16 protein-coding genes are annotated in these 15,475 nt (G+C 37.5%); all 16 read right to left on the reverse strand.

Features of this window, described 5'->3' with window-relative positions; genetic code table 11:
- Position 1: 1 nt before the first annotated feature.
- The 16 genes from pseG to A8708_RS28750 all read right to left on the reverse strand — a co-directional run bounded on the left by pseG (position 2) and on the right by A8708_RS28750 (position 15,459).
- Positions 2–1,045 (reverse strand): UDP-2,4-diacetamido-2,4,6-trideoxy-beta-L-altropyranose hydrolase, encoded by a 1,044-nt coding sequence (gene pseG, locus A8708_RS28675; protein WP_068669459.1) that lies wholly within the window; start codon positions 1,043–1,045, stop codon positions 2–4.
- Between the two features lie 36 nt (positions 1,046–1,081).
- On the reverse strand, positions 1,082–1,807 hold the full coding sequence (locus A8708_RS28680) for a cytidylyltransferase domain-containing protein (protein WP_068669461.1): 726 nt from the start codon (positions 1,805–1,807) through the stop codon (positions 1,082–1,084).
- A gap of 13 nt (positions 1,808–1,820) precedes the next feature.
- Complete coding sequence (pseH, locus tag A8708_RS28685) at positions 1,821–2,357, reverse strand: UDP-4-amino-4,6-dideoxy-N-acetyl-beta-L-altrosamine N-acetyltransferase (protein ID WP_068669463.1); 537 nt, start codon at positions 2,355–2,357, stop codon at positions 1,821–1,823.
- A gap of 13 nt (positions 2,358–2,370) precedes the next feature.
- Positions 2,371–3,597 carry an acyl-CoA reductase gene (locus tag A8708_RS28690; RefSeq protein WP_068669473.1) on the reverse strand — a complete coding sequence of 409 codons (1,227 nt, stop codon included), beginning with the start codon at positions 3,595–3,597 and terminating at the stop codon, positions 2,371–2,373.
- The gene (locus A8708_RS28695; RefSeq protein ID WP_068669475.1) at positions 3,598–4,686 is read right to left on the reverse strand and encodes a LuxE/PaaK family acyltransferase; all 1,089 of its coding nucleotides are present in this window, start codon (positions 4,684–4,686) and stop codon (positions 3,598–3,600) included. It lies immediately after the preceding gene.
- On the reverse strand, positions 4,683–6,071 hold the full coding sequence (locus A8708_RS28700; RefSeq protein ID WP_068669675.1) for an AMP-binding protein: 1,389 nt from the start codon (positions 6,069–6,071) through the stop codon (positions 4,683–4,685). Before A8708_RS28700 ends, A8708_RS28695 begins: the two co-directional genes overlap by 4 nt.
- Positions 6,072–6,217: 146 nt before the next feature.
- Positions 6,218–6,961: an SDR family NAD(P)-dependent oxidoreductase gene (locus A8708_RS28705; protein WP_082927872.1), complete on the reverse strand. Its 744-nt coding sequence runs from the start codon at positions 6,959–6,961 to the stop codon at positions 6,218–6,220.
- 1 nt (position 6,962) lies between these two features.
- Positions 6,963–7,199, reverse strand: coding sequence for an acyl carrier protein (locus tag A8708_RS28710; RefSeq protein ID WP_068669479.1), 237 nt, complete (start codon positions 7,197–7,199; stop codon positions 6,963–6,965).
- A gap of 105 nt (positions 7,200–7,304) precedes the next feature.
- Positions 7,305–7,658: a hypothetical protein gene (locus A8708_RS28715; RefSeq protein ID WP_204787663.1), complete on the reverse strand. Its 354-nt coding sequence runs from the start codon at positions 7,656–7,658 to the stop codon at positions 7,305–7,307.
- Between the two features lie 214 nt (positions 7,659–7,872).
- Entirely contained in the window at positions 7,873–9,048 is a 1,176-nt protein-coding gene (locus A8708_RS28720; protein ID WP_068669484.1) for a glycosyltransferase family A protein, read from the reverse strand.
- A gap of 12 nt (positions 9,049–9,060) precedes the next feature.
- Positions 9,061–10,152, reverse strand: coding sequence for a glycosyltransferase family 2 protein (locus A8708_RS28725; RefSeq protein WP_068669485.1), 1,092 nt, complete (start codon positions 10,150–10,152; stop codon positions 9,061–9,063).
- Positions 10,153–10,453: 301 nt separating this feature from the next.
- On the reverse strand, positions 10,454–11,626 hold the full coding sequence (locus tag A8708_RS28730) for a glycosyltransferase (protein ID WP_068669487.1): 1,173 nt from the start codon (positions 11,624–11,626) through the stop codon (positions 10,454–10,456).
- A complete protein-coding gene (locus A8708_RS28735; RefSeq protein WP_068669489.1) occupies positions 11,614–12,555 on the reverse strand; it encodes an NAD-dependent epimerase/dehydratase family protein in 942 nt (313 codons plus the stop codon). Before A8708_RS28735 ends, A8708_RS28730 begins: the two co-directional genes overlap by 13 nt.
- A 3-nt stretch (positions 12,556–12,558) precedes the next feature.
- Entirely contained in the window at positions 12,559–13,311 is a 753-nt protein-coding gene (locus tag A8708_RS28740) for a class I SAM-dependent methyltransferase (protein ID WP_082927874.1), read from the reverse strand.
- Between the two features lie 10 nt (positions 13,312–13,321).
- Positions 13,322–13,984, reverse strand: a complete 663-nt coding sequence (locus tag A8708_RS28745) for an acyltransferase (protein WP_239696885.1) — start codon at positions 13,982–13,984, stop codon at positions 13,322–13,324.
- A complete protein-coding gene (locus A8708_RS28750) occupies positions 13,981–15,459 on the reverse strand; it encodes a capsular polysaccharide export protein, LipB/KpsS family (RefSeq protein WP_068669491.1) in 1,479 nt (492 codons plus the stop codon). Before A8708_RS28750 ends, A8708_RS28745 begins: the two co-directional genes overlap by 4 nt.
- Between the last annotated feature and the right edge of the window lie 16 nt (positions 15,460–15,475).

The raw sequence follows: 15,475 nt of genomic DNA on the forward strand, positions 1-15,475 counted from the left end.
ATTATCCCTCCAATATCGTCTTCACTACCGGATGCATGCCAGCTTCTGTTGAATTGCCTAATAAACGTAGCGCTCGCTCGCTCATTTTTACCATACTAATTGGATTTATTAGAGCTCTATGTAGCACATTTACATAATCTTGTACACAAACATCATCATAAAAGCCAATATTCCAGATCGCTCCGAATCGTGCCGTCGCTTCTGTTGATTCTCTCTGGTTATCCGCAACAATGGTGACTACTGAAGGAAGTCCGAGATAACAACGTTCCCACATCGTCACACCTCCTGCACCAAACGAAAAATCAGCCCCGTCCATTAATAAACTTAAATAATCAATTTGACAATGATACTGAAAATTTAGCCGCGCGCATTGTTCCTGAATTGCAGATCGAACTGGATTGGCATTACCCACGACAACGTCCACGTAAATTCCGTTAATACGACTAAATTCTAATGCCTCTAGCACCTTCATCGTTTCATTCGTCGGATCGCTTCCACCATAAAAAACTAGAAGGCGCTCGATATTACCTGCACGTTTGCGAACTAGCTGTCTTATATGCAAAAATTCTGGTCGTAATAATAGGTAGGATGGCCCAAGAAACAACTGGCAAGAAGATGGAACCAGAGAATCGTACCGTTGTTCGAAATTCGGGGCATAATTCTGGTCTAACAGCAGCTTACAAGTATGCTTTCTGTTGGCTAAATCATCAATTACAGCGATATGTCTAACATGCGGCCGGATCTTATTATCCCACTGTTCATCTAATCCATAGTGATCGACAATCATCCAGTCAAGCCTAGCTTGATCATTCAAAATCGCAATCACTTCATCAGCATCTTCACTTTGCGTAAACGTTCCCTCACGCATTGAAAACACCTGGAATCCCTTTTGTTCCATCCAATCACATAAATGACCTTGCCCAGTCCTCATCAAAAAGGAAACGGCTGCTCCTGCCTGTATAAGCATTTCTGCTAGCAGCACGCATCTCATGACATGGCCTGTCCCTATTGACGTTGAGCCGTCAACGCGTATATATACATGCATGGCGACGCCTCACTCTCCAACCCATATCTAGCCCATCTAAACGACCGGTTTCTGCTCTATGTGTGCATTTATTACGGCTATATCAGGGTTCTTCAGCAGGAACTCCACTACTTTTTCAGAAGCAACGAAAAGATCATCTCGGAAATGTTCTCCGATTTTTTCACATAATGCATAATCCTCTTCTGTATCGAGTGTAATTCTGAGCTGTGGTTGGCACAGTGTAGGGTTCATTTTATATGTTTTTCGTGTAAACTGCTCACGATGTTCATAAGCATAATACGTTACATGTTCACGATGACGCGGCTCTATTCCTACTTGATACATTCTTTCTAGTGCTGCGAATGAAACAATCTCAACAACAAGGCCGCGAGGAATTTCTCCCTCCACGTCTATAATGTCTACCTGTTCTTGATCCATCATCTTGACAAGATCACTCGCCATTTCGTAATCAACGAACGGACAATCAGATGTTACACGAATAACATAGTCAGGATTATAAGGGACCGCACACGTGTAGTAACGTGACAACACATCATCTTCTGAACCTCTGAAACAGGTAACTCCGTTTTGCCTACACCAATCTGCAATAGCATTGTCTTGCAACAAAGTCGAGGTAGCAACTATAACTTCCGCAACTCCCAAGACTTGACGACAACGCTTCACAACATAGTTCAATACAACAGTCTCACCAAGAGGCATCAATACTTTCCCTGGTAGACGTGAAGAACCCATTCTCGCTTGGATAATGATTATTGTTTTCATGCAAGTTTACCGCCTATTCTTCAAAACTACCAACAAAGCGTTTGAGTTGTTCTCCGTTCTTGATCCACTCGCTTGCCAGCATTTCATATATGTACACATCGTAAAATGAACCGCTTTTGTATATATGCTCCCGATAGTACCCCACTTCGGTACAACCATGTTTCAAATGAATTTTCTTTACATTTTCGTTATGCGACATAACTTCACCAAGCAATTTATGGAAACCCAGTTTTTGAAAAGCATAATTATATACGTACGGACCTATCATTGCACCAACCATATTATACTTTGTATCACCGATATAATAGGCCCAGTAAGCCCTTAAATTTTGCCAATCTATATTCGATAATGATACCAAACCGATTAACTGCCCCTTAGAGGCAATTATCCAGTATTTACTCGAAGTATCGCAAGATATATATTCGAACCAACGTTTTTGATTATCCAGGCTGTATTCAATATCTGTAAACATATATTGGGTTATATGTTCACTCGTACGCCATTTTAAAATTTGTTCCAAGTGTTCCTCTTTCACCTTCAAAAATTCCATGAATATCACTTCCTTAACGCAAATCGACTTCCCTTGTCAAATAGCTTAATAAGTAGTAACCATCCCAAACTTCTGCAAAATCCAATGCTTTCCCGACTGGAATGATGCGATCAATTCCTCTTCCTTGCAAGGAATAAACGAATTCCTTAAGCTCTTCTTTTGTAAATCCGAAGTAAGATAATGTTTGGTCTTTATCTATTACAAATGTCGAAATTTGCAACAGCGATGCACAGGATATTTCTAAGAACAGCCCACCGCCACAATGCATTTCTCTAATTTGATCATTGATTTCAGTCACTTTAACACGTGTTGGAGTATGCAGCAATGCCGAGGATACAGCATCTGTATACGCATGTGCACCATAGAAAAATGCTGTAGTCAACCGCGTTATTTGCAGAGCTGTCGGCAATTCATACTGTACGGCTTGAAGTTTAGCTGTGAGCGCACCCCAAAACCTTGTTTTCGCTTCTTCTATCCGCTTATCATCTCCGACCCAGTACACTAATCTCGGTGAGGAACAAGCCATCTGCTGAAACCAGAAAGCGTCATTATAAAAGTCATGTGCAAGCTTGGATAACTGTTCGTCCGTTGAAGAAATAAGTCTATCTGCTGCTAACACGACCATTGAAAAACGATCCGCGAATACGATCTCTGTTGCCAAAGGCGGTAAAGGAATGTCCCTAATCGTTCGAATCGTTTGGTCACCACCCCATATAACCCGAGCATGGCATAGGTTTGAGAGATATTGTGAAATTTGCTGATTATGCGCGTATGTTACAAACAGTGTCCGCTGCTTGATATCCTCATATTTGTCTTGATCCAATATGCTGCCGATCACCTCAAGCAAAACCTCGAGTTGCTCATTTCTTTTTTGAGATAGACGAACGATATTTATATTCCCAACCAGCATAGACAACACCCATGAATAGAAAAAAATCGTATCCACATTTGAAGGTGCAAAATGCAAAACTACCCCTCTGGCCAGTAGTATCATGTTCGCATTGCGCTTCTCAAAATCCTGTTGAATTCGTGCTATATTTGCTTTTCTGAGCCAATACCCGGTGGTCATCAACTCTGGATAAGCGCGCATTTGTTTGTTATTCAAAATAACGCCAGACACTTCATTCAGAAACTGTACGACAACGGAAGAAAACGGATGCAAAGGTTTCTGCTTCGCCATATTAGCAGTATGTTCTTGCCATCCTGTTATAGGCAGCCCCCTTGGCAAAAGAGATTCCATCTACATATTCACTCCATTCTGTTGGTCGAACGCATGCGTGTCGCTGCAACCCCTTATTTCGGCTTTCGGAATTCGACCTTCAATTGTGAAATGTCTTCCCATTCGACCACACGGGCAATTATCCTCTCCATGTACGGTTCCAACATCCTCCGTCAGCAAGCTGTGTCCGGGATAACTTTTGGGCAAAATACTAATGACTTGAACAATGCCCCTTTTTTCATTCATAACCGGCTTCAATGTTTCAAAATCTCGAATCATCACATCTGCAAAGTTAGGAGTATGAAAATGTCCATGTTCACATTCCATAAATATCGAGCCCACTTGTTCGACCATGCCGTAATAGTTGTGGACTAGCGGTATATGAAATTGCTCAAACAAGGATTGTTTGAAGATCTCATTGCTAACCGATTCATCGCTTAGCTTTTTCCATCCGCCGCCGTGAATTAAAATACTATTATCGAGAGGAAGTTGAATGTTCTTATCGAGACAGACTTTTAAAAAGTATTGCCAAATCATAAAGGTAAAGCCAAATAAAAAGATACGCTCATCTTTATACTTTTCTAAAAAAGCATATAAGCCATCCCAATCAATCTCCATGTTGTCATCTAACAAATAAAAATGGTTGCGACCAAAGTTTGAAAAGCCGACTATTCCCGCTCCTCTTGCACTGAACGCTTTGCGATCTTTGATCACATTTTTCGTATCAATGATGATCATTGGCAGTCGCTGCTTACCAATAAAATCCCTTACTATAGATACAAGGGCTTTAGACTGCAGCTCTGATGTCTCACGGTTAATGTAGATTTTAGATACTTGTTGCGAAGTCGTCCCGCTTGATGTCAATGTTTTAATTACTTCATCTTTAGGAACAGAACGTAGATCCATCATTTTAAAAAGCTGTACAGGCAAGTATGGCAGATGTTCGACTTGAGTGATTTCACTCTCAAATGGAACTGTCCTCAAAATATGATCATAGGGCTCACAATGGCACTTATGGAAATCCGTTAAGCGCGTCAGCTCGTCCATTAAAAAAGCCTGCTTAGCGGCACGATTCATCGCATAGGGGTGTTGAAAAATGGCTTCATTCATGACATCATGTCCTTCAATTTCATATAGTTCATTTTCCCATTGTCTAATCGCGGCAGCACCGGAACCGTTCTAACCGAAAAAGACGTTGGATGCAGCTTGTACAACTGGCGTATATATACTCTGATCTGCTCCGCATTTGTCTCGTTTTCTGTGAAAATGATTAAATAATCATCATCTCCTGTGCAAGCAACAGGCAAAGAGAATTCAGTCTCGATCTGCTTTTCGATCTCATCTAAATTAATTCGAAGTCCGAATAACTTGATAAACCGTTTTATTCGTCCTTTAATATAGATGTAGCCATCCTCATCCCTGTAAGCAACATCGCCCGTGTGAAGCCGTCCTTGTAGCTCATCTCCTCTAGTTAGGTCCTCGCGTGCTTCGGCATACCCGAGCATAACGTTTGAACCCTCGTAGATCAACTCCGAAGTCTCCTCGTCAATCCAGAACGTTCCGTTCGGAATCGCAATGCCGACAGAATCTGCTTTGTCCACAAGTTGTTCCGGAGGAACATAACTCATCCGCGCCGTCGCTTCCGTTTGACCATACATCACATAGAAGCGTCTTCCTGTCTCAACCGAAATTTGCCTGAAGGCCTGCACCAGATTAGGCGCTAACCTGCCACCCGCCTGTGTAAAATAACGTAACGACGGCAGCTGCATGCTGCCAAATCGAAGACGCTGGAGCATCTGATACGTATACGGAACACCCGCTAATGATGTTGCCTCTTGTTCTTTAAATAAAATCCAAAACTCCTTAGATACGATTGAGGCATTCGTCATAATTAATGTACCGCCTACGAGCAGATGACTATTAATAACGGACAAGCCGTAGGAATATTGAAATGGCAACGTTGTAATCCCCCGTTCTGTCTCATCCAACTGCAGGTAAGAGGCGATTGAAAGGGCATTAGCTTGTAAATTTCTATAAGAAAGACGAACAAATTTGGCACTACCTGTCGTTCCTGATGTGCTAAGTAATACGGCCAAATCTGTATGAATGCCCGGTAACGCGGGATAGGAGGATCGCTCCTCGACCCACAAGACTGATGACGACTGATGATAGCCCTCAAATGTATGTTCTGTATAAGGTGAAGCAATCCAGTTAGGTTTATATGAATAAACGATCTTCTCAAGTAATGTCTGTTCTAATTGCCCATCCACTAACATTACGGCATGACCTGCCTGCAGACAGGCAAGATAGGCAACGAGTGTGGCAGTGTCGTTCGAACAAAGCAATAGTCCGAGCTGTTTGTTCGTAGAACTAGGCAGCATTGCTTTAAAATCATCCACACGCTGCTGCAGTTCGCCATATGTCATGCCATTATGATCGGTCAAAACAACTGCTTTTAGCTCTTTGTGATGGCTAAGGTTCCAAAACGTAGACACGTGCACACTTCCCTTTTTCTTCTTACACAAGTTTCTCTTTATATTATCGGCTTTTAACAGGAATGTAATGAGAAAAAACAAAGAAGCTATCTCCAATGTCGCAAAACAAGCGCCACTTGAGACACCCTCTGAAGAATGTCAAATCGTTACACAACCATTCCGCCATCAACACCAAGTAATTGCCCTGTCACATAGGAAGATAATTCCGAAGCTAAAAATAAAATCGTATTCGCTACCTCTTCGGGTTTTCCAGCTCGCCCCATATGGATGCTAGATAAACGATCCTTATATTTCTCTTCCGATAGCTTGACCGTCATATCCGTTTCAATGAAACCGGGAGCCACCGCATTTATCCGTATATTGGAAGAAGCAAACTCTTTGGCTGCCGCTAGAGTAGCACCGATCACGGCCGCCTTACTTGCCGCGTAGCCAACTTGTCCAACATCTCCGAAACGGCCGAGAATGGAGCTGAGATTAATAATCGATCCACTTTTTTTGCGCATCATTAAGCGTGTCGCGTACTGCATATGTAATATGGTTGCCATCACATTAACATCATACATCTCATTAATTTTGTCTTGTTGCATGTAGCCAAGCAAGCCATCATGCAAAATACCGGCATTATTGACGAGGACATCTAACCGTTTATACTGGCCATGAATCTGTTGAAATGCCTGCTTAACCTCCTCTACATTCGTAATATCATAACGTAGAACAAGCGGGGCATGTTCCGATATTTCGTTGATTTCGACCGCTATGGACTGTAGGTCCTCTTCGTTCCGCCCATTCAAAATAACTGAAGCCCCGTTCTTCGCAAAGACAAGAGCCGTCGCCCTTCCTATCCCTTTTGAAGCACCCGTAATCAATGCTACTTTTCCCTCAAGCAACATTTTAGAACGCCACTCCATACTTCCCTAAAATCTCTTTCGCCTTTGCGTATGAACTCAAATCAATGACATCATCTGTGTCCATCATAATATCGAAACCTTCGTCGATCGCAGCAATTAGCGTCATATGAGCGATTGAGTCCCATTGTTCAATGCTGTTATAAGCTAAGTCGTCTTGAATCATATTTTCTGCAGTGTCTAAAGCTTCTGCGAAAATGGTTTTAAGCTTTTGTTCGTTCATGTCAGTTCCTCCAAGGTCCAAAGAAATAAAAAATCCAAACAATCTATACTCTACTTATTTATTTCAATATTGCCCCAATCATTTGATAAGGGGATACTATCCTCTTCACCAAACTTCGATCCAAATGCCATTTTGAATAAACCGACCTTTGCTAGAAATAATTGTCCACGTGACTCTACGAAAATGTTGGTACTGGAAGCTTACGTTTTTGCCTGTATCTTCATGTAAGGTGTTTTGAAAGAATTTCTGTGTCGTCTTGCTTATTGTAGTCAAGAACGTGATACAACCTCGTGCAAACAGTCCATCATTTAACATTTCCTTCATTCTTGAACTGACCAATTTGTCTGTCACCAAGAATGCTTCTACACTTACAGCAAATACAGGATTAGAAATCCCTAATACCTTTACTGGCAAATCTAATTCATTAGTAATGTAGGTGTCTTCGTAATCACTGCTCATTCTACCATTGCCGATGGTTTCTTGAGACATCCCTTCTTTACTTCATATTCCAAGATCTTTCTTTAATGTAATGATATGACGAAGATGTTCAACGATTTCATAATCAAAACCTTTCAAAAGTTGCTTTGCACGGAATCATTGGAAAGTGGCCCTAATCGAGAGCCAGACCCTCCTGATAATAATACAATTTCATTTCAGCACTCGGAATTGTTTTCTACCCTTCGTAACTCAATAATACCGGCCTTAATTCTCTTAGTGTAAAACGATAACTATTCCGGAATTCACCATCTGTATGTAACAAACGCATATTTATTATGGCATCCATATAATTAGGATTGAGATCCAATGCACTTTCGAGCAAATGTTTAGCTTGTAAAAAATTAGAGTTCATTGCATTTAATACTGCTAAATTATTTAAAGACGCTCCATGTTGAGGCGTTATTTTAAGTATTTGCTCAAATAAACTTTTGCTTGCCTCGAATTGTTCATTGTGTAAGAAATATACTGCCTTAAGAAATAAAATTGAACTCTTTTCTTTGACATCCTCGGACACTAGTTGCTCTAATTCTATGACGCCTTCTCTCCACTTTTGAAATCGATATAACATCGATACATAATCCAGTATGTTTTTCACTTTAGAGTAGGAACGACAGAGAATTGCTGCTCTTATCACATCTAAATTGTATTGATCTAAAATCGTCTGCTCAGGTGAACCTGCAACAACAACATTTAATACCCTTGTTGCATTACTATTGTGTCTTCTTACTCTAACTAATGGTTCATCAATATATCCAATATCTCCAAATTGAGATAGTCTAAGCCATAAATCCCAGTCTTCGTTTTTAGAGCTTAATTTTTCGTTAAAATTACCATACTTCAACACGAATTCCTTGTTTAATAACAGACCTGAAGGCGTAATAATTTGATTACGAACAAGAAGTTCACCAAACGCTTCCCCTTGCTTTAATTCTTTACCCTTTATTATGCCATCAAATATATTTCCTTCAATGTCGATTTGTTTATACGAAGTATGAATCATAGCAAGTTTGCTAAGATCATCACTATTCTCTAGATAGGCATTTGCTTTTTCTACAATATTCGGTTCTAAAACATCGTCAGCATCTAAAAAAAGTATCCAGTTATTTCTTGCCTTCGCTAATCCAAAATTGCGTGCATAAGATACTCCCTTATTCTTACCTAAACTGTAGACATGAATATTCTCATGTAGTGAAGATAATTCATTAACAACTTTGGAAGTATCATCTTGACTACAGTCATTGACAACAATTATTTCATCAACCGAATATGTCTGCTCAAAAACGCTACTTAATGCCGCCTCTATAAATAGTTCTGCATTGTACGCTGGTATAATCGCGGTTATTTTATACATTATTTCTCCCCATTAAGCAATTTTCCCATTATTAAAAAACTCCTTCCACCAAAAAATTGCTATTTTATGACCGTATCGTGCTTTTAATCTAGCTGTAATATCATAACCAATTGCACTCTCAATCGAAACGATAACACAATCTATGTGTTCTAAGTGTTGGTCAATATCTGCTTCCTTAATAATAGGGATATTAAATTTGTAAAATGGACTACTATTGAAATTATCAATAATAAATCCAGTTACAAATCCTTCTAAACTCAAATCTTGTATGAGATAATCCGCAGTCTCTAATGATCCGAAAACAGCAACATTTTTGCACGTAAGTTGATGTAGCCGCCGTGTAATTCCCACTTTTTCCACTAAAATCATCTCTAACCATTGTCTATATAGTGCATTATTTTGAATTTCTACCTCTGCTAGCGGTCTATCTATGTGAAGAGATTCTTTAATAATCTTTTCTTTCTCCAAGAGTCCTACAGCTCTTGTTACATAGTTCGAAGAAATTCCACCTACACGAAAAGCTGCAACATTTTTATTGATATACTTAATCTTGCCAACTTCATTCTTAAAAAAACAGATAGCCCTCTCAAAATCCCCTGCTATCTTATATTTTTTATCAAAAAGCCCATAAATTTCAAATAATTGTTTTCTTACAAAGAAAGCCTGATGAGGAGGAACATACCCCTTTGACAAATCATCTAAACTAAATTCCCTTCCATATGTCCGTGATTCTTGGTCATTTTCATAAATAAGTGAGATGTCTCCATACACTATTGAGTGTTGCTTATCAAAACAAGCCATCATTTCTTCAATAATAATTGAGTGTATTAAGTAATCGTCTGAATTTAAAAAATAAATAATATCGCCTGTTGCACATAATATTCCTTTATTAAAGGCATCGTAAATTCCATCATCCGGTTCAGATACAACGATAGAAATATGCTCTCTGTGATTATTAATAATATCCATAGTCCTATCTTTTGAATCACCATCAATAATAATCAATTCGATCATAGGATAGGTTTGTTCAATGACACTTTTCAAAGCTCTTCCTACATACTTCTCGCTGTTATATGTAGGCATAATTATAGATATTTTCTCCATAAAAACCCCCCCTTAGTTTAAGTTTGTATAATTATCGCATTACATTGCCTTTAAACCACGAGTATTTTTTCAATCCCCTCTTCTAAATCTACCCGATGATGGACTCCTAGTTTATTATGGCTTCATCCGCTGCTTTTCTAAGTTTTCCATCTGGATTAGAAGAATCAAATTTATGACCCTCGTAACTAATTATGTTAAACAGTAGTTTGGTGAGTTCATGAATGGTTATATTTTTCCCTGCTCCAACATTCACAAATTCATCTATTTCTTCACAAAACAAGTTTGCATTAATTTTTTATTTTCAATTATTAAAATTAACGACTGCAGAAGTAAGAATTGAATAAAGTGTTTCTGCATAACGCTCAACATTTTTATACGCATCGTCCTTAGCTTCACGTTCTCTTTTTCTCTGCTGTTCAGGATCTACTTTCTGATCTATCAATAAACGAATTTGTGAGGCAAGATGGTCAGGGTCATTTTGTTTAAAATAATACCCATATCTGGGTGCTTGTTCGATATGGACATCAATGTCAGACATAAGAATCATCTTGCCTAAAACTCTACAATCTTCAACAATCGTGCTCCACCCTTCAAAATGAGAAGGTTGTACAACAAACAGACTATTTCTTATTAACTGAATTTGTTCTTCTCTAGGAATGAATCCTAGAATTTTTATGTTTTGAGTAAGATTATTTTGCTCAATATAACTCATTAAATTACCGAAATACTTATCATTTCTGTTATCAATAGTTCCGCCTGTACAAACAACTTTTATTTCAATTCCCATATCCTTCAAAACTTTAATTGATTGAAATAATAATTTGTGGTTTTTATGTATCCAAAACTGATTGCTACATATAATATACTCGGAATCTATCCCATATTTATCTAATATTTCATTTGAATAGCTATTGTACCACTTCTCATTGGGAAGAAGATAAAATCTTAACACATCAGTCATTGCTTTTGACTCAGGATAAAATTTCAAGAAATCATTTTTTGCACTCTCACTACTAAATATGACGATTTTTGCCTGATCTGCAATTTCTTTAAACTTATTATCTCTATGCACTATTTCTTCTTGTGAGAAAAAATTAGATAAATATTTATGTTGAAAGTCTGGTATCCATGAAACAGAACAACGGTTCGGTAATGCAATACTGCTAGCTGGGAAATACACGTCTGTCATTTTTGCGAGTTCATCATATGAATCGCAAAAAATTACTGAATCCCCTATAGTAAGCTCTACTTCATCCGAATGGCCACCAATAAAAATAACCCCTGCAAAATAGTTTAAAAATGACTTATGCATCGCATAATCCCTTAATTGATGTTGTCGCACTATTAAAAAAAGATCCAATTTCTTATTTTCTTGTAATAACGAACTAGACTTCGCTAAATACTCTAAATAAGTAACGCCCCCCCCCCAGTGTTCTCCACCAATAATCGGAACTGCAACTTTTAAATTCCCCATTCGCCATGACCACCTTTTTCCATAAACCATTTACAATAAGAAGCCACTCCTTCATCTAAGCTAACTTCTGGAGAAAAACCTTTACTTATTAAACGAGTATCAACTTCCCAAAAATCAGGATCACCTAGACGTGAATTACCTTTAAAGATAATTTCCTTATCGCTTTTAAATTCTTTTTTTATCACGGAAGCTAGTTTAGCAATTTCCGTATGAATTCCTGAAGCTAAATTAAAAATTCCAATTTCTTTATTAGATACAAATAATTCTATGCATTTAACTAAATCATTTATATGAATAAAATCCCTTGTTTCTTTACCTGTTCCAAAAAGCTCCACATAATCATTTTCATCATTCGTAAACTTGTTACATAGATCAAACAAAATTTGTTTTTTCAATCCATTACCATATACAGAGAAAATCCTGAAAATTAAAGATTGAATCCCGTAAATCGTAGTATATTCTTCGACTATTTTCTCACAGATCATTTTATTATATCCATAGGGAGAGATCGGACGAATAGGACTTGATTCTATAATCGGAAGACTAGCAGGGTTTCCATAAACAGCCGCACTTGACAAGTACACAAAAACCGTACTGTTAGAAATTTGGCGAATAGCCTCAAGAATACTGAAACAAGATTCAACTGTATCATAGTAATCTTTACTAGGTGATTGAAAACTTTCTTTAACTGAAGCTCCTCCTGCACAATGAATACATACATCTGGTTTGTATTCATTGAAAACATGAACTAGCTGATCATTCAACTTTATATCAAGGTTAATTACTTTTAGAATTGCATGTTGATTTAATAGCAGTTCATTCGCTTGACTTATTCTTCCTAGGGCAATGACTTCATGACCAAGTTGACTAAAATATGCGCACAAATGCTGTCCAATAAACCCTCCAGCACCTGTTATTAAGAATTTCAAAGCTTATTCCCCTTTCTTAATAGCAAAAGCGATACCGTAGCCCGATTCAACAAATTCAATGCTAGACAATTCCGGAAATTCATTAAGCACTTTTTTCCATACATCATATAGGTACAGGTGAGCAGGATGTGAAATATCATCAAATACAATCACACCACCAACATTTAATCTTGGTATAACGTTTAATAAGTCTTTTAAAGCACCTTCTTCAGAATGATCACCATCAACTGTGATGAGGTCAAAATTTAACTCTGGGTTTTCTTTAAAAAACTGCGGGATTGTTTCATGACTGTTCCCATTAACAAAACTCACCTGCCCTCGGTGTCCATTTATTTTCAATTCATTTAATACAAAATCGGGTCCTGGATTATCCATACCAGCATAATTTGATAACCACATATCAAATGCATATACATTTACATCTGGATTGCCTCTTACTACAGTACATAAAGATCTCCCGCGGCGAACACCAATTTCGAGATAATTTGTTGGTTTTACTAATTTAGAAGCTGCGAATAGAACATTAATAATGTCCATATACGACCAATACTTTCCAAATCTTTTCAAACCTTCTCTATAAAAAGCATCAACATATTCAACATATTTATCATTTACAAATAGATTATGGAAAGTTAATAGTTCTTCCATTAACTCTTGAGATACTGCGAAATTTGCAAGCGTTGTCGCATTTAACAAAACAGGTCCGAAGTAGTTCTCTTTATAATAAAATAATGAATTATTCATCTTTTTAAACATCCCCTTATGACTATAAATGCATTCCGTTCCCTGCCAAAATAGGATCCAACCTTTTTATCTTGCTTCTCTCTACTAAAGTACCCCTATACTCTTCTCTATCTGGTAAACCCACTTCATTTCGATCAGCAAAAACCTTAAACATTTCCGCTTCGTTTCTTACTCTCTCCCATTTCTGACTCTTCGGGTTGTATAGTTTAACAACTTGAAACGGATTTCCTGCTACGAGTGAAAATGGTGGAATATCCTTATTCACAACTGTGTTTGCTGCTACTATACTGCCTCTTCCAATATTAACGTTACCTGTTATCACTACATTAATTCCTATCCAGCAATTTTCTTCAATAATCACACTACGATTTAACGTTGCCCCTTGTTCAATGATAGGTCTATATATGTCGTCAAACAAGTGATCTGCATCTGATATGTAAACTCTAGGAGCGAGTAAGCAATAATCACCAATTTCTAAATATCCTCCAGTTGATATCATTGACTGACGACCTACAAGCACACACTTTCCAATCTTCATACGTGTCTTATCATCTCTAACACAAATATTTAGCCAAGTATTATCTCCAATACAACTACCTCTATCAATTTCAATATTTTCCACACCTAACACCTGCACCATATTTCCGAATGAAACGTCTGGAAATCTTTCGAAATTATCAGTCAATTTTGACTCTCCTTTCTAATTTTTTTTAGAGCGTTCAATAAAGTCAACGATTTTTCGCCAAGGAATGATTCGATTAGAATAGATATTTCCTCATTAAACAATAGTTCATCGAAATCTTTTTTGACCCACACTAAAAAATCATCAGGTTGTGGCGTAAAATTAGTCCTTAGAAAACCACAAACTTGTGAGAAATAATAATAGAGCAATGCTTCACTTTCTTCTTTATTATCGGCATCTTTTTGTAAAGCTTGCATTATTAAATTAAAATACTCATCTTTCGTATTTGCTTTTTCGACAAAGTTAGCTTCTGAATAGTAACAATCACTTTCAATAATCACTTTCTTCAGTAAAATACTTGCTTCAATACCTACTGTTGATGTATGAGGCAATACTATCTTTGTACTCCCTAATAATTCATATGTGTTTATGCACTTATCATAAGAGTATATAACAACTCTATTATTCTCGCAGTATTTTGAACTCAAGCTTTCTATCACATTGTATTTTTCTTTAAACATGCTTTCAGCAGGGTGCTGCCTCACTGCAACAGTTGCATTAGTTTGCTTTAGTATAAATTCAAGAGTTTCTTCTATCCAAGAATGTGAATCTTTAAAAAACCTATGCTTCCCTAATGCTGCTGCATCCCACACAATATTAAGAGGAAACAACACATCAAATTTAACGTTCATTTGAGCTAAATCAAAATCGATTGATTGATAATTCACTAGGCCTTTTCCTGCCTGCCTTAGTTTTAATTCTTTTTTTGCACACTCTTTTATCTCAAGGATCTCTTCATCGCTAAATAAAAATTCTATATTATTAACTACTTCCTTTGTATCCATTTGATATGCAGCTACATCTTCAAATCCTGAAATTACCGTATTAGGACCAGAATCAAAAGTTGTTACTCGAATTCCACACTTTTTACCGTAAAAACGATACAAACCACTCATACTATATATGCCACCTGGTACAACTATGCGATCTAACAAACTATTCTTGAAAAATGATTTTATATAAATAGCATTCTTAATTAATTTCCCTCTACAATACTCTTCTAACTCTTTTCCTTCGTTTCCATAATCATCTGTTCTCAATTTCCAAACTGTATTTAGATGTGATAATCGATTAATTTCTTCTAGTTCGTTTTTCTCTAACAAAATGTTACTCGTTGTGCATTCATTCAACTTAATTACTTTTATGTAATGTGATACCTCATCTAGAATCTCTTCTATTATTGGAATCTGCTCATCATCATTCTTTTCAAAGCCTAAATTGTCAAATATAATGACTGGTTCAGCCCCCCTCCTCTTACTCATTACAGCTAGTACAACAGAGTACCATGGAACTGCTGTGAAAACCCAAGGTGTTACAACAAACCCAACCTTATATTTTAGCTTTTGAGAAATATCATTTGAGAATGAACTTTTATTTAAAAACCCTTTAAACAACAGCGCCTGTTGGTTAAATAACACTCAGCCCACCTGCTTA

The organism is Paenibacillus oryzisoli, assembly GCF_001653565.1.
GTDB classification, from domain to species: Bacteria; Bacillota; Bacilli; order Paenibacillales; family NBRC-103111; genus Paenibacillus_E; species Paenibacillus_E oryzisoli.